The following is a 21,959-nucleotide window of genomic DNA, read 5'->3' on the forward strand; positions in this document are numbered from 1 at the left end:
TTTCCTTAAAGCGGCATATTGCCATGTTTTTTCGCCGGTCTTGAGTCTTTCTTATGGCGCATCATTTCCAACGCCTGGATCAGCTTGATGCGCGTCTCGCGCGGATCGATGACATCATCCACCATACCGCGGGCAGCGGCTACATATGGATTCGCGAATTTCACACGGTATTCCTCAATCTTCGCGGCACGCGTCGCTTCCGGATCATCACTAGCGGCAATTTCACGTGCAAAGATGATATTTGCAGCCCCTTGCGGTCCCATTACAGCAATTTCAGCATTCGGCCATGAATAAACCAGATCGGCACCGATCGATTTTGAATTGAGTGCCACGTATGCCCCGCCGTATGCTTTACGTAAAATGACAGTCATTTTAGGCACCGTCGCTTCCGAATAAGCGTACAGGATCTTCGCTCCGTGACGGATGATGCCGCCGTGTTCCTGTTTGATGCCCGGGAAAAATCCGGTAACATCTTCAAAAGTGATCAACGGTATATTGAACGAATCACAGAACCGGATAAAGCGCGCTGCTTTATCTGAAGAATCGATATCCAGTCCACCTGCCATGACTTTCGGCTGGTTGCAGACAAGCCCGACGGTTTCGCCTTTGATGCGCGCAAGGCCAATGACAATATTACGTGCGAATTCCGGCTGAACTTCCATGAAGCTGTCTTTATCAACCACCTGCTCAACGACTTTTCGAACATCATATGGACGGATGGCTTCGTAAGGAACGACGTCAGCAAGATCCGGACGGTAATCGTCATCTTCACCTGTTTCAAGACGTGGCGGCAATTCCTGATTATTTTGAGGCAAATAGGCAATCAAGCGGCGCACCATTTTCAATACTTCTTCTTCCGAATCAGACCGGAAATGGGCGTTGCCGCTGATGGCAGTATGTACTCGTGATCCTCCGAGATCTTCTGATGAAATCTTTTCGCCTGTTACAGTTTCGATCACCTTTGGTCCGGTAATGAACATCTGGCTGGTTTTATCGACCATAAACACAAAATCAGTTATGGCAGGCGAATAGACCGCTCCGCCGGCAGAAGGCCCTAAAATTACTGAAATCTGTGGAATGACCCCCGAATAGATGGAATTGCGATAGAAAATCTTGCCATAACCATCAAGTGACAGGACACCTTCCTGAATACGTGCACCACCTGAATCGTTCAGGCCGATAAACGGTGCGCCATTTTTTGCGGCAAGATCCATGACATTCGCTATTTTCATCGCATGCATTTCACCCAATGCGCCGCCAAAAACAGTGAAATCCTGTGAAAACAGATAGATCGGTCGGCCGTCGACTTTACCGTATCCGGTGACAACGCCTTCACCTGGACCTTCCGCCATATCGAAATCTACTGTACGGTGTTCAACAAATGGGTTCAATTCGACAAAAGACCCTTCGTCAACCAGCAAATCGATGCGCTCACGAGCAGTCAATTTGCCTTTTTCATGCTGCTTGTCAATTCTGTCTTCTCCGCCGCCAAGTTCAATCTTGCGTTTGCGGTCGTATAATTCATTAATTCTTTCATAGATATCCATACTAGACTAACACCCCTTATCTACTGTTTCTGACACAATTCATAAAGCACGCCGTTTGACGATTTAGGATGCATGAAAGCGACTAAAGCTCCGCCTGCTCCTTGTTTTGGCTGTTCATTTAATAAACGGACGCCTTTCTCTTTCAACTCATCCATGCGCTGTTCGATATTTTCGACACCGAAAGCGATGTGGTGGATGCCTTCGCCTTTTTTCTCAAGGAATTTATGGATTGCACTGCTGTCGTCCATCGGTTCCAGCAATTCCAGTTTGATGTTGCCCGCATCGATAAATGCCACACGCACGCGTTCAGATTCGACTTCCTCGATTTTCAATAATGGACAGCCGAGCGTTTCCGTGTAATAGGGAAGAACGTCATCCAGGTTTCGCACGGCGATGCCGATATGATCAACTTTCTTCATCGATTATCCCACCTTCTTTTTGCTTCCTTCTTATTGTACCGATTCGCAGTGAAAAACTCTAGTTGTTGAAGAATATTTGGCGTATAGCGCTTGCCTCTTCAAAATTACAGAGAATTATGTTATTCTACCTACAAGTTCAAATGCACATAAAGGAGATTATCGATTAATGAGAAATCAAACATTCCGCAAAGTCATTGTCTACGCTATGGTTGCCTTGATGCTTCTTTCCAGCTTAATGATGGGATTAAGCTTTGTACTTTAATAAATCCTGAACACAAAAAACGGCCGGGGAGATTACTCCTCGGCCGTCTTCTTGTTTGTAAATCCTCTATAGGATTGTTTGATTTCCAGATAGGCATCCAGTTCTTCGATGACCTGGTATAAAACGGCCATCGACTGGAATTCTTGATGGCTTTCGGGCAGCGGAAGCAGTGAAAATTCCTTCTTCACAACTTCCAGCTTATCAAGGTAATGGTAAGCGGTATTGCCGGCATGGACATGATCCGCCAGATCGTTCAGAAAATCGGCGATCAATTGGGCATGTTTAACAAGGACGGGCAATGTGGATATTTTCGGCAGAATGCGTTCGATGATTTCAAATTGATCCTGGCGCATATCAAAATACCGGTAATATTTATTTTCAAGCCGCGTTACGTGGTTCTCAACATCCTGATATGCCAGAGCTTTTGCTTTTTTCAATAATTCTTCAGTCTGTATCAGTTCTTTGCCATCCCAGTCGCTCTTGCCGTCTTTAAGATATCCAGCCATTTCATGCAGGATCTTCGCGTAAAGCACTTCTGTCTGATAACGGTAATCGTCGAGTTTTTTCTCTATGCTTGGCATGTACATATTGACCAATAACGCTGTACCAAAACCGACTACCATAAGAAGAATTTCATTTAGGATCAGGCTTCCTGTCAAATTACCCACGCTGTAGATATGAAAAATGATGACGGAACTTGATACGAAACCATCTGCAAACCGAAGGCTAACAAGCACCGGTATGAACAATAGAATCATTAAACCGACAACAACGGGATGATAAGCGATTCCTTCCAGAAAAATAGAGGCATAGCCGATTGCTATCAGGCTGGCGATGAATCTGGAAAGAGCTGCACGGATGGAACGCTTCTTTGTCGGCTGAATGCAAAGGATGGTCAGAATGCCTGCAGAAACAAAAAAATCGAGCTGCAGCAATTGCGCCAGTGAAATCGCGATAATGACTCCGACAGCAGTTTTCAATGTACGGTAGCCGATCGACAATCGTTTCATTTTCAGATTCCTCACCCCTTTTTATCCCGGCATAAAAAAACGCCCCTTTTTGAGGGGCATTTTCTTTTTAGATTTCGTTGCAATGCTCTTCAAACAACGCCTGAATATGCGTGATGACCGACATTGGATCATGGCCTTCAATTTCATGGCGTCCGATTTCATCCACCATTTTCCCGTCTTTGACGATTGCAAAAGATGGAGATGACGGCAAATGGTCGTCGCCGAAGATTGCGCGTGCCTGGGCAGTCGCTTCTTTGTCCTGCCCCGCAAAAACCGTGTAAAGGTTATCCGGGCGTTTGTCGTAATGGACCGCGTGAAGTGCTGCAGGTCTAGCGATGCCGCCTGCGCAGCCGCAGACCGAGTTGATCATGACAAGGCTAGTACCAGATTGAGTCAGCGCCTCATTGACTTCTTCAGGTGTTGTCAGTTCTTTATAGCCACCGTCTGTCAATTCTTTGCGGGCTTGTGTTGCTATATCATTCATAAGGAAATTAAAATCCATACTCAACGCTATCACTCCTTCTATTATCTGTAATAATCATAGCAGGTGTCAGCGAGTTCTGCAAAAAAGCTTACTCGAATAATTGATGAATTGCCTGCGCAACTGTAAGTTCTTCATCCAGTATTTGCTGTTCCAATTCCTTGACCATCCTGCGTTTGTCCGGGTCTTCAAAAAACCTGCCATATAATTCATCTGTAATCATCGAACGGAACCAATCCTTGGTCTGGGTTTGCCTGCGTTTATTGAAAATGCCGTTATCTTTGGCAGTCGCCTCGAATTCCTTTGCCATATCCCAGACATCCTGGATTCCATTATTTTCAAGGGAAGAAACAGCGAGAGCCCGTGTTTTCCAGTTTTCGGTCGCCGGCTGCAGGAAATAAAGCATCCCTTTATATTCGCGCACCGTCTTTTCAGCCAAAGGCAGATTTCCGCTGTCGGCTTTATGGACCAGGATGACATCCGCCAGCTCCAGTATCCCTTTTTTCATACCCTGCAACTCATCTCCTGCACCGGTCAGTACAAGCAGCATGAACATGTCCACCATCCCACGCACCAATGTTTCACTCTGACCGACACCTACTGTTTCCACCAAAATGACGTCATAACCAGCAGCTTCACAAAGCAGCATCGTTTCACGTGTTTTTTTATGGACGCCGCCAAGCGTTCCGGCTGTCGGTGATGGACGAATAAAGGCTTTCGGATTTTTGGCAAGTTGCTCCATCCTGGTTTTGTCACCCAGGATGCTGCCGCCAGTAATGGATGAACTTGGGTCTATCGCTAATACTGCTACACGTAAGCCAAAACCGGTGATCATCTCACCGAAGGTTTCGATAAACGTGCTCTTCCCGGCACCCGGCACACCCGTAATACCGATACGAAGACTTTTGCCGGTGAAGGGCAGGAGCCTGTTCAGCAAGGCCTGCCCATCCTTTTTATCGGATGGATTCGAACTTTCCAGCAAGGTGATGGCTTTACCGAGATGCAGACGCGAACCGCTTTTGACACCTTCAGCGATTTCTTCGGTATCCAGCATCTTCTGTTCAGGTTTTTTAAACTTTTTCCGCGGCGCCGGCGCCATGCCATCATGCGCAGCATTCACACCGTCCATGACACGTCTAGAGCCGTTGTCGCGCTCCATCAGTCCGCCACTTCCTCATATCCGAGGCGCACGTAAATTTCTTCGATCACTTTTTGGGCAGCGACGGGAATTACGGTGCCTGGTCCAAAGATGGCACTCGCGCCGTTATTCCGTAAGAATTCATAATCCTGAGCAGGAATTACGCCCCCGACTACAATCAGAATATCTTCACGTCCCAATTTTTGCAGTTCTGCTGCAAGATCCGGCACCAATGTACGGTGTCCTGCCGCGAGAGAACTTACACCGATCACATGGACATCATTTTCAGCCGCCTGCTGGGCAGTTTCCGAAGGAGTCTGGAACAGCGGTCCGATATCCACATCAAAGCCCAGGTCAGCGAAAGCGGTGGCAATAATCTTGGCACCGCGATCATGGCCGTCCTGTCCCATTTTAGCGACCAGGATACGAGGTCTCCGGCCTTCATTTTCAATAAAGTCTTCCGTCATTTCCTTGACGGTTTCAATTTCTTGCTGGTTCGAGAAGTTTGAACTGTATACACCACTCACTGAACGGATCACCGCCTTATGTCTGCCGGATGCGAGTTCGATTGCATCGGAAATTTCACCGAGTGTCGCCCGTTCGCGGGCGGCTCTTACAGCACAATCGAGAATATTTTCTCTTCCTTCTTTAGCTGCGGCTGCGAGTTCGTCGAGTGCCTGTTTCACTCGATCGCTGTCTCTTTTCGCTTTCGCCAATTCAATGCGTTCAATCTGCTTTTTGCGCACCATCGTATTATCGATATTCAAGATATCAATTGGGTCTTCCTGATCCAGACGATAGCGGTTGACGCCGATGATCGACTCTTCACCGGAATCGATCTGCGCCTGCTTTTTCGCTGCAGCTTCTTCAATCCGCATTTTCGGCAGACCTGTTTCAATCGCTTTTGCCATGCCTCCGAGTTCTTCGACTTCTTCTATCAATTCCCATGCCTTATCGGTCAATTGCTTTGTCAGGCTCTCTACATAGAAAGAACCGCCCCATGGATCGATGACATCGGTCATTCCTGTTTCTTCCTGCAGGAACAGCTGCGTATTGCGGGCAATGCGGGCAGAGAAATCTGTCGGCAGCGCTATCGCTTCATCAAGTGCATTGGTGTGAAGCGATTGGGTATGCCCCATTGCGGCAGCATTCGCTTCAAGCAAAGTACGCGTTACATTATTGAAAGGATCCTGTTCGGTCAGACTCCACCCTGAAGTTTGGGAATGCGTGCGCAGCGCCAAGGATTTCGGGTTCTGTGGATCAAACGATTTCATCATTTTGGCCCAGATTTCGCGGGCAGCTCGCATTTTCGCCACTTCCATGAAATAATTCATGCCGATTCCCCAGAAGAACGATAAGCGGGGAGCGAATGAATCGATGCCGATACCAGCTTTCAAACCTGTCCGTACATATTCCAACCCGTCAGCAAGCGTATAGGCCAGTTCAATATCCGCCGTCGCCCCCGCTTCCTGAATGTGGTAGCCGGAAATAGAGATGGAATTGAATTTCGGCATTTTCTTCGACGTGTATTCAAAAATATCGGCAATGATCTTCATCGACATTGCAGGTGGATAAATATACGTATTGCGCACCATATACTCTTTCAAAATGTCATTCTGAATCGTGCCAGCCAATTGGTCTGGAGTGACTCCCTGTTCTTCCGCCGCTACGATGAAAAATGCCATAATCGGCAGAACTGCTCCGTTCATTGTCATGGAAACCGACATTTTATCGAGCGGTATGCCGTCGAACAGAATTTTCATATCTTCAACACTGTCGATTGCCACGCCTGCTTTTCCGACGTCTCCTACTACGCGGGGATGGTCTGAATCGTAACCGCGGTGAGTAGCAAGGTCAAATGCGACGGACAATCCTTTTTGCCCCATCGCCAGATTGCGGCGGTAAAAGGCATTGCTTTCCTCGGCTGTTGAAAATCCAGCATATTGGCGGACAGTCCATGGTCTGGAAGCATACATTGTCGGATACGGTCCACGTATGTAAGGAGCATATCCGGGCAATGTATCTTCGACTCCGGCAGCATCGTCTGGAGAATATGCCGGTTTGATGGTTATTCCTTCATTTGTCAGGAAATCTTCACCTGCAACGGATCCATGTCTATTGGAGGTGAATTTTTTCATATTGACTTTGGAAAAATCGGGTTTGGTCATATTAAAGCGCCTTCTTTCCTAAGTTCAGAATCTGTTCCAGCTTCTCGACTATATTCTGCCCTGAATAGACAGCATCAGATAACGAAGCTGACTTCCAGGTTTCCATCAGTTCCGCCGGGTATTTTCCGGCCACATCAAGTACAGTATTGCTGTTGATAGCAGGAATAACCATCTCCAGTTTTTCCTGAAGCCCACAAAGAACTGCATAATCGATATGGTGATCAGTAAGATAATTGTTAAGTGCCTCGGCATCATCAAGCTCGGGGCTGATTTCCGGTTCAATGCCGCCGACTGCCAATAGACCTTCCACGAAATCGGATTTTGCTTTGACATCTTTTAATGGACCCAGATGGATGATGGCCGTCTTCAATTCCACTTCCCGGCTTCTGGCACGAAGCTTTTCGAACGGTGTCGCCAATCGCTTGGCAGTTATATATTCCAAATGGCTTGCATCTATGGAATGATCTTTTACCGCTTCCTGCGGATTTGCATAGATATTGGTGCCAATCAATGAAATTTTGCGTTCGGCTGCGAGGTTTTTGCGCTCAAGCCATTTCCCTTGGATGTCGTCAGCCAGCCAGCCTGATTTGATTACTTCAGAATAGCCGCCGGCTTCTTCAATCTCAAGGAAGTAATTCCAAGAAGCATCAATATACTCATTTGTAAGGTGTTCGATAAAATACGACCCCGCTGAAGCATCCAGCACACGTGAAGCATGGCTTTCTTCTTTAATGACCAATTGTACATTGCGCGCAATCCTGCGGCTGGAAGGCTGTGACACCGTCAAAAAATCATGCGGATGTACCGTATGGGCATCCGTGCCGCCCAATACTGCTGCAAAACTGGCATTTCCTGCACGCAGCAAATTCACATACGGATCAAGTTTTGAATAGGAACGGACAGAAGTTTCCGTATACACAGGCATGCTCACCGCTTCCTCGCCATAAGCTTCACTGAATGCTTTCCATAGTCCGCGGAATGCGCGAAGTTTAGCAATTTCCTGGAAGAACTGAGTGTCCACAGCAAAACGGACCCACGTCTTCGCGGCCGTTTCCTTATAATTGCCATCTTTAATCGTTTCAGCAAGTATACTCAGAGCCACTCCCAATTCATGGATGATCGTTCCGCCAGCGTGGTGAACTGGAATGGTATCAACCAGACGTGTTCTGACATTCCCCGGGGCGGCAGTTTCTTCTTCTGAGAAAATCACCCCTCTTAATCCGCTGTGCTGTGTTTCCTCGATGAAATCAAAGACCCGCAATATATCCGTATCTTCACTTGTCAATTTAAAATAAAAAGGGTGTTTGATCAAAAGTTCCGCCAATTGCGCGAGTTCCTGGTCAGTCCAGTTGAATTCCTGTGAACTGGTGTAAACCACCATATCATTGCCCTTCAAAAGATCTTCTTTGGTTTTCACCAGAAAATCCGAGGGTGATTCAGAAAGAACTTCCTGCGCTATCAGCCATCCTGCCTCTTTCTTACCATTTCTTACTGCGTCCTGTTGGAAAGCGGGAAGGTCTCCCAAAGTTTCAAGCATCTCTTTCGTATATAAGGGTTCTAATTCAACGCCTTCAATTGTCTGTGTTTTAAGTGTCGGATCGACCGGCTTGCCGCCAATAGCTTTTTCAGCAGCCTGCAGCCAATCTTCGTATGTACGTTTCGGAAATTTTGTTTGTTTCATCGAATCGATCGTCAAAATATTCCCTCCCTTATCTATCTCTTCTCCATTTTACCTGAGAACGCCGGTCTATTAAAGCCAAAAAAGCTTGAAGTCCGGAGACTTCAAGCTTTTTTTTGATTGTCCAGACTCCAGCGGCCCAACTCTTCGGGTCATAAGCCGACTCAGCTGCGCGGTCAGGACCGCTGCGCTGATTCGTCTTATGCCTTTCAGAGCTGAACGGGCGCTTTCGCATTTCTGTTGTCCAGACTCCAGCGGCCCAACTCTTCGGGTCATAAGCCAACTCAGCTGTGCGGTCAGGACCGCTGCACTGATTCGTCTTATGCCTTTCGGAGCTGAACGGGCACTTGCGCATTTCTTAATATACTGAAGTATTTTCTTTTGACATGTTCTCAAGTATTTCTTTGACACGTCCAAGGAATTGGCCGCAAACTAGTCCGTCCAGTACACGGTGGTCAAGAGAAAGACACAGGTTAACCATGTCGCGGGCTGCGATCATGCCGTTATCCATGATCATCGGACGTTTAACAATCGATTCCACTTGGACGATTGCCGCCTGTGGATGGTTGATGATCCCCATCGACTGGACAGAACCGAACGACCCTGTGTTATTGACTGTAAATGTGCCGCCCTGCATTTCAGCTGAACCGAGTTTGCCGGAACGCGCTTTTAAAGCCAGCTCGTTGATTTCCTTGCCGATGCCTTTAACGGATTTTTCATCCGCGTCTTTAATGACTGGAACGAATAAAGCGTTATCTGAAGCAACAGCAATTGAAATATTGATGTCTTTTTTCTGGATGATCTTATCGCCAGCCCACATTGAATTCATCATCGGGAATTCTTTCAACGCCTGGGAGATCGCTTTTACGAAGAAAGCGAAATAAGTGATATTGAATCCTTCTTTTTTCTTGAAATCGCCTTTGATCGAGTCACGGTATTGAACCAGGTTCGTAACGTCGACTTCAATCATCATCCATGCATGCGGAGCTTCGTGTTTGCTCTTCAGCATGTTTGCAGCGATTGCACGGCGAACGCCGGTAACCGGAATTTCAACATCTCCAGGAGCACTTTGGATTGGTGCTGATGGAGCTTTCTGTGCAGGTGCAGATGGAGTTGATGCTGCTGGCTGCTCTTGAGTTGTTTCTTCAGTTTGCTGTGAAGAAGCAGCTGGAGCATCACCAGCTTTTGGAATATTTCCGCTTTCAATAAGAGCCATGATATCTTTACGCGTAATACGTCCTTCATTGCCGGAACCTTCAACCTGAGTCAAATCGATATCATTCTCCTGAGCCAAACGCATGACCGCAGGTGAATAACGAGCTTTTGAACCACTGGCCTTGGCCGGTTGTGAAGAACCTTTTTCGCCTTTCAGGCCTTCTGTCGGTTTTGCGCCGGCAGCTGGCATCTCATTGGCTTTTTCATCTGCAGCCGGTTTCGCTTCTTCCACCGGTTCAGAATCTCCGCCTTCAGTTTCGATTGTGCAGACAATCTCACCAACAGACAGCGTATCACCTTCAGAAGCGACCAGTTCCTTGATCGTCCCAGTAAATGAAGAAGGCACTTCCGCAGTTACTTTATCAGTATTCACTTCAGCAAGTGCATCGTACTTGTTGACGTGGTCGCCGGGAGCAACGAGCCATTTTTCAATCGTTCCTTCAGTGACACTTTCGCCAAGTTGAGGCATTTTGATATTTTCAATAGCCAAAGGGGTTCCTCCTTTATAGTTGTTCTTTTTGAATGTCCGGTGTCCAGACTCCAACCGCCCAGCTCTTCGGGTCATAAGCCAGCCCAGCTGCCGTGCCAAAGAACGCCACTCTGCTGTTCCGTCTTATGCCTGTCAGAGCTTAACGGGCGTTGTCGCTTTTCTTCTGTCCAGACTCCAACCGCCCAGCTCTTCGGGTCATAAGCCAGCCCAGCTGCCGTGCCAAAGAACGCCACTCTGCTGTTCCGTCTTATGCCTGTCAGAGCTTAACGGGCGTTGTCGCTTTTCTTCTGTCCAGACTCCAACCGCCCAGCTCTTCGGGTCATAAGCCAGCCCAGCTGCCGTGGCAAAGAACGCCACTCTGCTGTTCCGTCTTATGCCTGTCAGAGCTTAACGGGCGTTGTCGCTTTTCTTAGTATTCAGCAAGCTCACGCATCGCTTTTTCCACTTTATCCGGGTTGATCATGAAGAATTTCTCCATGGTCGGGGCATATGGCATTGCCGGAACATCAGGTCCTGCAAGACGCATAATTGGCGCATCCAGATCGAACAGGCAGTTTTCGGCAATGATCGCCGCCACTTCACCGATGATGCTTCCTTCTTTATTGTCTTCAGTTACAAGAAGCACTTTACCAGTTTTCTTTGCAGCTTCAATGATAGCTTCTTTATCCAAAGGATAGATGGTGCGGAGGTCAAGGATGTGCGCAGAATAGCCATCTTCAGCAAGACGTTCAGCAGCCTGCAATGCGAAATGGACAGCCAGACCATAAGTGATGACGGTAATGTCTTCACCTTCACGTTTAACATCGGCTTTTCCGATTTCAATCGTGTAATCGTCTTCCGGCACTTCGCCTTTGATAAGGCGGTAAGCACGTTTATGCTCAAAGAACATGACCGGATCTTCATCGCGGATAGCCGCTTTCAAAAGACCTTTTGCGTCGTATGGTGTTGACGGGATGACAATTTTTAAACCGGGCTGGTTGGCGAATACCGCTTCCACTGATTGGGAATGGTAAAGCGCACCGTGGACGCCCCCGCCGAATGGAGCACGGAAAACGATCGGGCATGACCAGTCATTGTTTGAACGGTAACGGATACGTGAAGCCTCGGAAATGATCTGGTTCACCGCAGGCATGATGAAATCGGCAAATTGCATTTCTGCAATCGGACGAAGGCCATACATGGCTGCACCGATTCCTACACCGGCAATAGCGGATTCAGCAAGAGGCGTATCAAGAACGCGGTCTTCGCCGAATTGATCGTAAAGACCGGCAGTCGCTTTGAAGACGCCGCCTTTTTTACCGACATCTTCTCCGAGAACGAATACGTTCTCGTCACGTTCCATCTCTTCTTTCATGGCGAGCGTTATGGCGTCAATATAATTCATTACTGCCATTATTCGTTCCCTCCTTTTTCTGCATAGACATATTTCATTGCATCTTCAGGTGCTGCGTAAGGCGCATTTTCAGCATAGTCAGTTGCTTCGTTTACTACAGCCATGATGCGGTCGTTGATTTCTTTTTCAAGTTCATCATTCAGGATGCCGTTTTCTTTCAGGTAAGCACCGAAAGTAAGGATTGGATCCTGTTCTTTTTGTGCAGCCAGTTCATCTGCTGAACGGTATTGTCTGTGATCATCATCTGATGAGTGGGCAGTCATACGTTCTGAAACAGTTTCGATCAGGCTCGGCCCTTCGCCGCGGCGAGCGCGGTCAGCAGCTTCTTTAACGTGTTTGTATACTTCAATCGGGTCGTTGCCGTCGATTGTAACGCCTGGCATACCGTATCCGATTGCACGATCAGAAACGTTTTTGCTCGCAATTTGACGTTCGAAAGGAACGGATATCGCGTATTTATTGTTTTCCACCATAATGATGACCGGCAATTTATGGACGCCGGCAAAGTTCATGCCTTCATGGAAATCTCCCTGGTTGGATGAACCTTCACCAAGAGTCGTGAAAGTGATGAAATCCTGTTTTTTCATTTTCCCAGCCAAAGCAACGCCGACAGCATGAGGAAGCTGAGTCGTTACTGGCGAAGAGCCTGTCAGGATACGGTTTTTCTTCTGGCCGAAGTGGCCAGGCATTTGGCGGCCGCCTGAGTTCGGGTCTTCCGCTTTCGCAAATGCGGAAAGCATCAAATCTTTTGGCGTCATGCCGAAATGCAGGACTACCCCCATATCGCGGTAATAAGGAGCAATATAATCTTTTTCATTATCAAGTGCGAAAGCTGCGCCTACTTGAGCTGCTTCCTGGCCTTGGCATGAAATTACGAACGGGATTTTACCCGCGCGGTTCAAAAGCCACATACGCTCATCGACACGGCGTGCCATCAGCATCGTTTCATACATTTTCAGTACATCGTCATTCGACAAACCAATTTCTTCGTGTTTAGCTGACATTCAAATTTCCTCCTTTAACTGTGGATTGCTTTGCCGTCAACGGCAAGAGCAGCTTCACCCATGACTTCGGACAAAGTCGGGTGAGGGTGGATCGTATCTGCAATTTCCCATGGAGTTGCATCGAGGACCATTGCCAGACCTGCTTCGGAAATCATATCCGTCACATGCGGTCCAATCATATGGACGCCAAGGACGTCATTTGTTTCTTTATCAGCGATGATTTTGACAAAACCGTCACTTTCACCATAGACGAGCGCTTTTCCGATCGCTTTGAATGAAAATTTGCCGACTTTAACGTCATGGCCTTTTTCTTTTGCCTGCTCTTCAGTAATGCCTACGCTTGCAGCTTCCGGATTAGAATAGATGCACCGGGAAACTTTGTCATAATCGATGGCATGCGGGTTATTGCCTTTAATATGTTCAATAGCGGTGATGCCTTCATGGGATGCAACATGTGCCAATTGAAGACCGCCGATTACGTCGCCGATTGCATAGATATGGGACTCTTTAGTCTGGAAAGTGTTTTTCACTTGAATAAACCCTTTGTCCACAATGATGTCCGTATTTTCGATCCCGATATTTTCAACATTTGCCTGGCGCCCAACGGACACAAGCATTTTTTCAGCAGAGAAGCTTTGGTTTTTACCATTGATTTCTGCTTGGATCGTAACGCCGTTATCGCCTTTTTCAAGAGTATCAGCCATCACTTTAGCACTTGTTGCAAAAGTGATCCCTTTTTTCTTCAATAATTTAAGCATCTCTTTTGAGATATCTTTATCTTCAGTTGGAATAATGCGGTCAGCATATTCGATGACCGTCACTTCAACACCGAAGTCGTTGAGCATTGAGGCCCATTCGATGCCGATGACACCGCCGCCGACAATCAGTATTGACTTAGGCAATTCCGTCATGGCAAGCGCTTCGTCTGAACTCATCACGAAGTCACCGTCAATTTCAAGGCCAGGCAGGCTGCGCGGCCGTGAACCGGTTGCGATGATGACGTTATGCGGAATCAGCATTTCGTTTTCTTCGCCATTATTCATTTCAACAGAAATCGTACCAGGATTCGGAGAAAAGATGGAAGGTCCCAGAATACGTCCGATGCCTTCATAAACATCGATCTTCCCTTTTTTCATCAATCCTTGAACACCAGCGTGCAATTGGTCGACGATTCCTTGTTTACGCTGCTGCACTCTGGAAAAATCAAGGCTGACTTCACCTGTATTGACTCCAAAATCAGCCGCGTGGTTTTTTGCAGTCGAGTATACTTCTGCGCTTCGGAGCAATGCTTTGCTCGGAATGCATCCTCTGTGAAGGCAAGTTCCGCCAAGTTCGCCTTTTTCAACGATTGCCGTTTTCAAGCCTAATTGTGCTGAACGGATAGCGGCAACATAACCGCCGGTTCCGCCGCCAAGGATGACTACATCATAATTCTGTGCCATGTAAATGTCCTCCTTCTATTATAAAGCCGGATAAATTTTAGCTTCTTCTTCTTTATTCAAAACCCTTACCGCACCTTCAGCAAGAGCCTGTAATTCATTTTCCCCCGGATGAACAGCAACATCTGCAATCCAGTTGATGCGGTCGGAAATCGCTTTCACAAAGCCTTTTCCGTAAGCAAGTCCACCGGTCAGAATGATGGCATCAACTTTGCCGTGCAGCACAGCACTTGCCGAACCGATTTCCTTTGCCACTTGGTAAGCCATGGCATCATAGACCATCTCTGCCTGTTGATCACCTTTTTGTATACGCTTTTCAACAGTCACGGCATCATTCGTGCCCAAGTAACTGACAAGTCCACCCTGACCTACGAGCCGCTTCATGATTTCATGGCGATAATATTGTCCGGAAAAACACAATTCAACCAAATCACCGGCCGGAACGGTACCTGCCCGTTCAGGGCTGAAAGGGCCGTCTCCATGTAATCCGTTATTGACTTCGACCACTCGCCCCTCTTTATGGACGCCGACAGTTATACCGCCCCCCATATGGGTGACGATAAGCCTGAGATTTTCATATCTCCGGCCTTTTTCTTTTGCATATCTTCTGGCTACTGCTTTCTGGTTGAGCGCATGGAAAATCGATTTCCGCTCGATCAGGGAAAAACCTGATATGCGGGCAATCGGATCCAGTTCATCCACGACTACCGGATCCACTATGAAAGCAGGGATATTCAGCCCTTCGGCAATTTCGTTGGCAATGATGCCACCCAGATTGGAAGCGTGCTGACCTGAAACCCCTTTTCTGAGATCCGCCAGCATCGCTTCATTCACCGAATAGGTGCCGCCTTCGATCGGTCGCAGCAATCCACCACGGCCGCAGACAGCCGAAAGTTTGGAAATATTCATGCCTTCTTCATCCAGAGCTTCGAGAATGGTCTGTTTACGAAATGCGAACTGGTCGATGATCGATGGAAATTCATTGATCGCTTCAGTCGAATGGCGGATCGTTTTTTCCATGATCAGAGTATCATTGTCAAAAACGCCTATTTTCGTAGATGTAGATCCCGGGTTAATGACCAATATGCGATAAGTCTGTTCCTGCAAAGCGATCCCTCCATTTCAAATTAGCGTCTGCTGATGATATTGTGTTCATTGCGCAGGAATTGGCTGCGTGATTTGCGTACGCGCTCGATGCGTTCTTCTGCCATACGGTCTGCAGCTTGGTAGCTAGGGATTCCATCACGTTTCGAAATTTCGAAAATGCGTGAAATGCTGTCGTAGATCGTTTCTACGCGCTTCATCGCACGTTCGTTATTGTATCCGTAAAGTTCATCGGCTACGTTGATTACCCCGCCAGAATTGATGACAAAATCAGGTGCATAGACAATGCCGCGTGATTCCAGTTCATCACCGTGACGTTCTTCTTTTAACTGGTTGTTTGCTGAACCAGCGACAACTTTCACTTTCAATTGCGGAATTGTATCGTCATTGATGATTGCGCCCATTGCACATGGAGCGAATATATCCGCTTCCTGTGAATAGATTTCGTTCGGTTCAACCGCTGTAGCACCGAAGTTATCTACCGCACGCTGAACTGCGTCTTTGTTAATATCTGTAACGATCAGGTTTGCGCCTTCTTTGTGCAGGTATTCGCATAGTGTATAAGCCACGTTTCCTACGCCTTGTACAGTTACAGTTTTGCCTTCAAGAGAATCATCTCCGAAAGCTTCAAGAGCAGCTGCTTTCATTCCGATGTAGCAACCGTAGGCTGTAACCGGTGAAGGGTTGCCTGAAGAACCGAACGCAGGGGAAATCCCTGTTACGAAATCTGTTTCTTCGTGGATCAAATCCATATCTGCAACAGTTGTTCCTACATCTTCAGCCGTGATATAACGTCCATTCAAACCTTGGATGAAACGTCCGAATGCACGGAACATTTCTTCGTTCTTATCTTTCAATGGATCCCCGATGATAACGGTTTTACCGCCGCCAAGGTTTAAGCCAGCCGCAGCATTTTTGTATGTCATTCCGCGTCCCAGACGGATTGCGTCTTCGATCGCTTCTTCTTCTGTTTCGTAATTCCACATGCGCGTTCCACCAAGAGCAGGCCCTAATGTAGTGTCATGGATGCAAATGATCGCTTTTAATCCGGAATTCTTGTCCTGGCAAAATACCAATTGCTCATAATCATGTTCTTCCATTTTTTTGAATATTTCCATTTTAAATTCCTCCTAATGATTTATTCAATGGCGGATGATTTTATCGCCAATGCTAGTGAATATAATTTACTTTCGGCGCTGTCTGCCCGTGAAGTCAGCACTATCGGTGCCTTTGCACCCGCGATGACTCCGCCGACTTTCGCTTTCGCGAAATAGACCAGCGATTTGTAAAGGATATTGCCGGATTCGATGTTAGGAACCACTAATATATCTGCATTTCCTGCGGTAGTACCGGTGATGCCCTTATGCTCAGCAGCAATGGCCGATATTGCGTTGTCTAAAGCCAGCGGGCCATCGACGATGCAATCAGTGATTTGCCCCCTCTTGTTCATAGCAGTCAAGGCTGCGGAATCAAGAGTCGCCTGCATTGCCGGATTAACCACTTCAACGGCTGCCAGCGGTGCCACAACAGGAGTATCGACTCCAACAGACCGCGCAACTTGCACTGCGTTCCGAATAATCTGCGCTTTTTGCATGAGATCAGGAGTGATATTCATACCGGCATCCGTAATGAAGATCAGCCGGTCAAAACCAGCAACTTCGAAAGCCGCAACATGCGACAGAATATTTCCTGTGCGCAAACCATATTCATCATTCAGCACGGCCTTCAACAGCACAGCTGTAGGAATATGCCCTTTCATCAGAACATTGGAATCCTTGACGAAAACCGATTTCACCGCGGCATTTGCTGCTTGCGCAGCCCCTTTTACATTTATCAGCCTGACTTTAGGATGATTCAGCAGATGAGGGAAATGTTCACTCATCATCGCATTGAGTTTCGCTTCTTCATCAAAGAGGCTAAAACTGGCTATATTGCGTGAGATCGCCATGTTGACTGCCTCTAATACTTCCATATCAGCAGCAGCGGCAACCGCCACATCATTTTGTTTCACTTCTGAAGAAATTTGTTCGACTATTTCATTTAATGTGGTCATCAATTATCACCTCATTCTACTTAATTAAAACAGAAAGAACCTTGCAATATAAGGGATGTAAGCGTTTTATCGGGCAAAAACAGCGTATCTCTTTGCAAATTATTGCAAAATCGTGCAATAAGCTGCAAAATTAATCTAATCCAAACTTTTCTAACTTGTAATAGAGTGTTCTTAAAGATACATCCAAGGCTTTTGCCGTCTTCGATTTATTTCCTTTATGCTGCTCCAGAGCCCGTTGCAGTATCCCCCGTTCAACCGTGTCAAGCTGCTCCTGGAGCGGACTGCCGCTTTCAATCGCCACTTCGTTCTTCGTTTCGGTCGCTTTGATCATATTCAAGGGGATATTTTTTTCGGTCAGAATTTTTTCATTGATATTCATGAAGATCATCGCTCTGCTTATGACATTCTCCAACTCTCGCACATTACCAGGCCAATCGTATAAACGTAATAGCTGCAGTGCTTTGTCAGTAATGCTTTCCACGTTTCTACCGTATTCCTGATTCAATTTCATCAGAAGCCGGTCCACGATACGGGGTATGTCCTGTTTCCTGCTCCGTAGAGGCGGAATGAGGATTGGCATCCGGTTCAACCGGTAATACAAGTCTTCCCTGAAAGTCCCATCCAACAGCGCTTTTTCCATATTGGCGTTTGTGGAGGCTATGACCCGTACATTCACGGGGACCGGTGTCGCCCCTCCTATCCGCAGTGTTTCATGTTCCTGCAGAACCCTCAATAATTTACTTTGAATAGCAGGTGACAATTCACCGATCTCATCTATGAAAATGCTGCCATTGTTAGCCTCTTCGAACAGCCCTTTCTTTTCACCGCTTTTGACTCCGGGCATTGCACCTTCTTCATAACCGAAGAGTTCGCTTTCCAGTAATTCTTCTGACAACGCGGCACAGTTTACCCTGACAAATTTATTGTATTTGCGGTCGCTTGCACTGTGGATTGCATGTGCGAATAATTCTTTTCCGGTTCCTGATTCGCCCCGCAGCAATACAGTGACTGGCGTCTGCGCCGCCAATTTCGCCTGTTGCAGCGATAATTGCATTTCCGGAGACAGGCCGATGATATCATCAAATGTATATTTGGATTCCAATGTCCGGATGATGCTTCTTGCGCGGTCCAGTTCTTTCATGAGCGATCTGATTTCCGTTGTGTCATGGATGACGCCTACACTGCCTTTCAGAATATTATCCACAATGATCGGCGCCACATTGACAATCACTTCCCGGTTTGCCGGTCCCACTTTAAGATTCACGCCGCGCACCGGTTTTCTTGTTTGGAGCGCCCTCAAATGCATGCTTTCACCTTCTGAAATATCCGCTGAGGCAGGCTGGCCGATTACATCGTCCATGTGCAAACCGGTAATTCTTGTATAGGCTGGATTAACCAGAAGACCGTAGCCGTTTTCATCCACCACTGAAATGGCATCATCACTCGACTGGATAATTGCTTGCAGCATCGTTTGGATTTCTTTCAGATCCGTAATTTCCTCAGCCAGCGAAACCACTTCAGTGATATCCTGGAACACTGCGAATGCACCGATGATTTCACCGTTTTCATCAATCATGGGAAATCTGGAAGTGACGATTTTCAAGCCATTTTTTAACTGCAGTTCCCTGTTCAATTCGACTCTTCCCGTTTCGTATATCCTCGGAAGTTCACTCGTGGAGATTAATTCATGGATATGTTTCCCAATAACTTCACGGGAATCCTTTTCCAGCATCCTTGAAGCAGAACGGTTCATGAAAATGATATGGCTGGATCGGTCAATGCCGATCATCCCTTCTTCAATTGAATTGAAAATGATATTCTGTTTGTGGCTTTCGCCGCTGAGTTTTTTGATGAAATGTTCTTTTTCGTTTATCAGCTTTACAATAAAATTCGCAATGCTCCCGGGAATGATGACAGTGCTGACCGGAAAATAGTTTTCCAATTGCCGCTGCACTTCATTGCTGCCGGAGACATTGATCACAATATCAAAATCGTTTTTTTGAAAGTCCGTATAACTCTTTCTGATGCTGATCCCTAATTCTTTCGCCAGTTCCAAAGCCGGTGCAGCCGGATTGATATCCGCGATACCGACCATCTCCAGATTCTCGGAATCACGGAGCATTTCAAGCAAAGCAGAACCGCCTGCACCGCCGCCTATTATCAGTACTTTTTGCAAGATAATTCAAACTCCTTTGCTTACTATGCAATAGATTGCAATCTTATTTAAGGTTACATCAGGCAGGAATTCTTGACAACTTTAACGGAAATCTGAACAATAGACAAAGAAGGAGTGGAAACATGGGACGTTTAATAGCATTCATCATTCTTTTAATTCCTGGAGTCATGGCCGCTTATGGCATAAAACTTATGAGAGATTCCGTATTCAATAAATTGCTCGAACCTTATCCAGTGCTTTGGCTTCAATTTTCATTGGGACTGCTGTTCACTGTTCTCGGCATCGGATTCTTCGCAGGGTTCCTGTTGAATCGCGACCGGAAAAAAGGAACGGTATCGAAGAGATTCCAGAAGTAAGGAAAAGCGGAAATGGCCGTTTAAATCTTAAATGCAAAAGACAGGTTAACAAATTGCCACAGTGATGCAAGTACACATCTGTGCTCTTCACCGACTCTTGATGCATTTTAAATTGTCAGGTACTTCTTAATTGAGAGTAATTTTGAGATATGGAGCAAATCAGCAAGACTCCCAGGGGATTAGAACCGGAGTTGGGTTCCAACTCCGGTTCGAGTGAAGTGCTGAGATCCACTCGGGTGAAGGGGACCGAGACCGAGTTAGCTCAGTGCAAGCCCCCAGGAAAGCGAAGCTGTTTTGCGCAATATCGGTTGCTTAGATTTCACTATTTCTCAACAAACTAAAAAAATGCGTCTGCCTCAATCGGGCAGACGCATTTTTTCTTTTATTTTACCGGGATAATCCGTGATGATTCCAGACAGGTGTCGCGAAGGCTGTTTTACCACTTTTTCCGATCCCACGATTCCGTAAATCCTTATCTTCTTTTTCATGTCATTCAACCGGATCAGAAGTTTTTCTGAATATAGCCTTTTATGCAGATGGATGCCGTCGACCCAGGTCAACTTGTCCAAGAATTGCAGTTTGTGTTTTTTCTTGATGACCAAAGCAGTTTCAATTTCTGGTTTAAGCTGTTTCATTTCCTTCAAAATTTCAGCATTAAAGGAAGACAGATGAATATTTTTAAGCCCTTCGAGCATAGCCGCCAGAATTTCCGGTCCCTCGGAATGAACTGCAAATGATTCTTTTATTTCAATATTCAAAGGCACCGACTTCTCCTTTGCCCAGTGAAAAACTTCATAGGCCAAAGGGATGCGGTCGGCCGAAAATTTCCGCCGCCCCCGTTTGCCTATCCTCAGATCCTTGATTTTTTCATAGTCGATTTCTTCAATCCTCAGGTTCCTGCCACCGAGCCTTTTAAGATCATCATCATGAAATACCAGCACTACTCCATCTTTAGTTATCTGAACATCCAGCTCGATGCCCACTCCCAGCTCACAGGCCTTGCGAAAAGAAGGCCATGTATTCTCGAGCGCTGCGGATGATGCTCCCCGATGGCTGTAGATTTCTATATTTTGCATGAATACCACGCTTTCTGCTTATGGATTTTCAAGTTTAGGAAAATTTTTCATTCGGTGTCCATTTTACCACGCTGAGGAAAGATGTACAGTTATCCGAATAGCAAAAAGACACCGGATCCTACAGATCCGATGTCTTTGGTGAAATAATATCCGATTGTGCACTATTCGTTACTCGGAATCCTGGTTTTCATTTTCCATATTCCGATTGACTGTTTCATGAAGCATGGCAATAAATTCCGAATTAGCCGGCCGATTCTTCAAATAATCCTCACTGTAGCCGAAAGTCTGAGCTATCGCTTTAATATCTCCCCGGTTCCACACAAGTTCTATTGCATGGCGTATTGAACGTTCCACACGGGTCGATGTTGTGTCGAATCTTTCGGCAATCCCCGGATATAATGACTTCGTCACTTTGTGGATTATATTAGGATCTTCCAGCACGAGATGGACTGCTTCTTTCAGATAAATATAGCCATTGATGTGTGCCGGAATGCCGATCTCTTTTATGACCGCAGTTACGGGGTCATCCTTCACTTCAGGTTCCGCGTTCTTTTCTTCCATTATATGTTCAATCTGCTTTGCCAGACGATCGAGTTCAAACGGTTTCATGATGAAATAGGATGCTCCGTTTTGAGCAGCCTGGCTCATCAGGGTATCCTGGCCAAATGCTGACAGCATGATCACTCGGACGTTTTTTAAGTCTTCTTCCCCTTTGATGGCATCCAATACACCGATCCCATCCAAAAAAGGCATGATATTATCCAGCAATAAGATATCAACTTTCTGCTTTTTCAGCATTTCTATGCATTCTTTTCCGTTATGGACAACTGCCACCACTTCCATATTCGGCTGTAAGTTCAGATACTCCACCATCATATCCGCTAATTGCCGATTATCATCGGCAATCGCGACATTTATCTTTTCCATAATTCCACGTCCTCCTGTACCTG

Annotated in this window: 19 protein-coding genes; 2 read left to right on the forward strand and 17 right to left on the reverse strand. The window is 46.5% G+C overall.

What is annotated here, in order from left to right:
- Nucleotides 1–5: 5 nt before the first annotated feature.
- Both CXF70_RS17140 and mce read right to left on the reverse strand, forming a co-directional pair.
- Nucleotides 6–1,547, reverse strand: coding sequence for an acyl-CoA carboxylase subunit beta (locus CXF70_RS17140; protein WP_084246000.1), 1,542 nt, complete (start codon nt 1,545–1,547; stop codon nt 6–8).
- 20 nt (nt 1,548–1,567) lie between these two features.
- Nucleotides 1,568–1,966: a methylmalonyl-CoA epimerase gene (mce, locus tag CXF70_RS17145; RefSeq protein ID WP_084246002.1), complete on the reverse strand. Its 399-nt coding sequence runs from the start codon at nt 1,964–1,966 to the stop codon at nt 1,568–1,570.
- Nucleotides 1,967–2,132: 166 nt separating this feature from the next.
- Here mce and prli42 point away from each other — a divergent pair, with 166 nt between their 5' ends.
- Nucleotides 2,133–2,228, forward strand: a complete 96-nt coding sequence (gene prli42 / locus CXF70_RS18280; protein ID WP_158241215.1) for a stressosome-associated protein Prli42 — start codon at nt 2,133–2,135, stop codon at nt 2,226–2,228.
- Nucleotides 2,229–2,260: 32 nt separating this feature from the next.
- On the opposite strand, the gene CXF70_RS17150 is transcribed toward prli42, so the two are convergent.
- The 13 genes from CXF70_RS17150 to CXF70_RS17215 form a co-directional block, all read right to left on the reverse strand.
- On the reverse strand, nt 2,261–3,238 hold the full coding sequence (locus CXF70_RS17150) for an aromatic acid exporter family protein (RefSeq protein WP_101803667.1): 978 nt from the start codon (nt 3,236–3,238) through the stop codon (nt 2,261–2,263).
- A gap of 67 nt (nt 3,239–3,305) precedes the next feature.
- Nucleotides 3,306–3,746, reverse strand: a complete 441-nt coding sequence (locus CXF70_RS17155; RefSeq protein WP_084246007.1) for a BrxA/BrxB family bacilliredoxin — start codon at nt 3,744–3,746, stop codon at nt 3,306–3,308.
- A 64-nt stretch (nt 3,747–3,810) separates the two neighbouring features.
- Entirely contained in the window at nt 3,811–4,878 is a 1,068-nt protein-coding gene (gene meaB, locus CXF70_RS17160) for a methylmalonyl Co-A mutase-associated GTPase MeaB (RefSeq protein ID WP_101803668.1), read from the reverse strand.
- Nucleotides 4,878–7,025, reverse strand: a complete 2,148-nt coding sequence (scpA, locus tag CXF70_RS17165; protein WP_101803669.1) for a methylmalonyl-CoA mutase — start codon at nt 7,023–7,025, stop codon at nt 4,878–4,880. Before scpA ends, meaB begins: the two co-directional genes overlap by 1 nt.
- 1 nt (nt 7,026) lies before the next feature.
- Nucleotides 7,027–8,721, reverse strand: a complete 1,695-nt coding sequence (locus CXF70_RS17170; RefSeq protein ID WP_101803670.1) for a methylmalonyl-CoA mutase family protein — start codon at nt 8,719–8,721, stop codon at nt 7,027–7,029.
- A gap of 340 nt (nt 8,722–9,061) precedes the next feature.
- On the reverse strand, nt 9,062–10,408 hold the full coding sequence (locus CXF70_RS17180) for a dihydrolipoamide acetyltransferase family protein (protein ID WP_101803672.1): 1,347 nt from the start codon (nt 10,406–10,408) through the stop codon (nt 9,062–9,064).
- A gap of 409 nt (nt 10,409–10,817) precedes the next feature.
- Nucleotides 10,818–11,801, reverse strand: coding sequence for an alpha-ketoacid dehydrogenase subunit beta (locus tag CXF70_RS17185; RefSeq protein ID WP_084246017.1), 984 nt, complete (start codon nt 11,799–11,801; stop codon nt 10,818–10,820).
- Nucleotides 11,801–12,805 (reverse strand): thiamine pyrophosphate-dependent dehydrogenase E1 component subunit alpha, encoded by a 1,005-nt coding sequence (locus tag CXF70_RS17190; RefSeq protein ID WP_084246019.1) that lies wholly within the window; start codon nt 12,803–12,805, stop codon nt 11,801–11,803. The genes CXF70_RS17185 and CXF70_RS17190 overlap by 1 nt, the downstream gene beginning before the upstream one ends.
- 14 nt (nt 12,806–12,819) lie before the next feature.
- Nucleotides 12,820–14,247: a dihydrolipoyl dehydrogenase gene (lpdA, locus tag CXF70_RS17195; RefSeq protein ID WP_101803673.1), complete on the reverse strand. Its 1,428-nt coding sequence runs from the start codon at nt 14,245–14,247 to the stop codon at nt 12,820–12,822.
- An 18-nt stretch (nt 14,248–14,265) separates the two neighbouring features.
- Complete coding sequence (gene buk / locus CXF70_RS17200) at nt 14,266–15,351, reverse strand: butyrate kinase (RefSeq protein WP_101803674.1); 1,086 nt, start codon at nt 15,349–15,351, stop codon at nt 14,266–14,268.
- Nucleotides 15,352–15,371: 20 nt separating this feature from the next.
- A complete protein-coding gene (locus CXF70_RS17205) occupies nt 15,372–16,466 on the reverse strand; it encodes a Leu/Phe/Val dehydrogenase (RefSeq protein WP_084246025.1) in 1,095 nt (364 codons plus the stop codon).
- A 20-nt stretch (nt 16,467–16,486) separates the two neighbouring features.
- Nucleotides 16,487–17,401, reverse strand: coding sequence for a phosphate butyryltransferase (gene yqiS / locus CXF70_RS17210; RefSeq protein WP_101803675.1), 915 nt, complete (start codon nt 17,399–17,401; stop codon nt 16,487–16,489).
- Between the two features lie 130 nt (nt 17,402–17,531).
- Nucleotides 17,532–19,577, reverse strand: a complete 2,046-nt coding sequence (locus CXF70_RS17215; protein WP_101803676.1) for a sigma-54 interaction domain-containing protein — start codon at nt 19,575–19,577, stop codon at nt 17,532–17,534.
- 122 nt (nt 19,578–19,699) lie between these two features.
- On the opposite strand from CXF70_RS17215, the gene CXF70_RS17220 reads away from it, so the two are divergent.
- Entirely contained in the window at nt 19,700–19,933 is a 234-nt protein-coding gene (locus tag CXF70_RS17220) for a DUF2627 domain-containing protein (RefSeq protein ID WP_084246031.1), read from the forward strand.
- A 356-nt stretch (nt 19,934–20,289) separates the two neighbouring features.
- On the opposite strand, the gene CXF70_RS17225 is transcribed toward CXF70_RS17220, so the two are convergent.
- Both CXF70_RS17225 and spo0A read right to left on the reverse strand, forming a co-directional pair.
- Complete coding sequence (locus CXF70_RS17225; protein ID WP_101803677.1) at nt 20,290–21,009, reverse strand: glycerophosphodiester phosphodiesterase; 720 nt, start codon at nt 21,007–21,009, stop codon at nt 20,290–20,292.
- A 168-nt stretch (nt 21,010–21,177) separates the two neighbouring features.
- A complete protein-coding gene (gene spo0A, locus CXF70_RS17230) occupies nt 21,178–21,936 on the reverse strand; it encodes a sporulation transcription factor Spo0A (protein WP_084246036.1) in 759 nt (252 codons plus the stop codon).
- Between the last annotated feature and the right edge of the window lie 23 nt (nt 21,937–21,959).

The organism is Planomicrobium sp. MB-3u-38 (genome assembly GCF_002836425.1).
GTDB lineage: Bacteria > Bacillota > Bacilli > Bacillales_A > Planococcaceae > Planococcus > Planococcus okeanokoites.

Excerpts from the sequence above, each read along its gene's own strand:
- CXF70_RS17140 (WP_084246000.1), bottom strand. The coding sequence starts at position 1,547 with ATGGATATCTATGAAAGAATTAATGAATTATACGACCGCAAACGCAAG.
- mce (WP_084246002.1), bottom strand. The coding sequence starts at position 1,966 with ATGAAGAAAGTTGATCATATCGGCATCGCCGTGCGAAACCTGGATGAC.
- prli42 (WP_158241215.1), top strand. The coding sequence starts at position 2,133 with ATGAGAAATCAAACATTCCGCAAAGTCATTGTCTACGCTATGGTTGCC.
- CXF70_RS17150 (WP_101803667.1), bottom strand. The coding sequence starts at position 3,238 with ATGAAACGATTGTCGATCGGCTACCGTACATTGAAAACTGCTGTCGGA.
- meaB (WP_101803668.1), bottom strand. The coding sequence starts at position 4,878 with ATGGAGCGCGACAACGGCTCTAGACGTGTCATGGACGGTGTGAATGCT.
- scpA (WP_101803669.1), bottom strand. The coding sequence starts at position 7,025 with ATGACCAAACCCGATTTTTCCAAAGTCAATATGAAAAAATTCACCTCC.
- CXF70_RS17185 (WP_084246017.1), bottom strand. The coding sequence starts at position 11,801 with ATGGCAGTAATGAATTATATTGACGCCATAACGCTCGCCATGAAAGAA.
- CXF70_RS17190 (WP_084246019.1), bottom strand. The coding sequence starts at position 12,805 with ATGTCAGCTAAACACGAAGAAATTGGTTTGTCGAATGACGATGTACTG.
- lpdA (WP_101803673.1), bottom strand. The coding sequence starts at position 14,247 with ATGGCACAGAATTATGATGTAGTCATCCTTGGCGGCGGAACCGGCGGT.
- CXF70_RS17205 (WP_084246025.1), bottom strand. The coding sequence starts at position 16,466 with ATGGAAATATTCAAAAAAATGGAAGAACATGATTATGAGCAATTGGTA.
- yqiS (WP_101803675.1), bottom strand. The coding sequence starts at position 17,401 with ATGACCACATTAAATGAAATAGTCGAACAAATTTCTTCAGAAGTGAAA.
- CXF70_RS17220 (WP_084246031.1), top strand. The coding sequence starts at position 19,700 with ATGGGACGTTTAATAGCATTCATCATTCTTTTAATTCCTGGAGTCATG.
- CXF70_RS17225 (WP_101803677.1), bottom strand. The coding sequence starts at position 21,009 with ATGCAAAATATAGAAATCTACAGCCATCGGGGAGCATCATCCGCAGCG.
- spo0A (WP_084246036.1), bottom strand. The coding sequence starts at position 21,936 with ATGGAAAAGATAAATGTCGCGATTGCCGATGATAATCGGCAATTAGCG.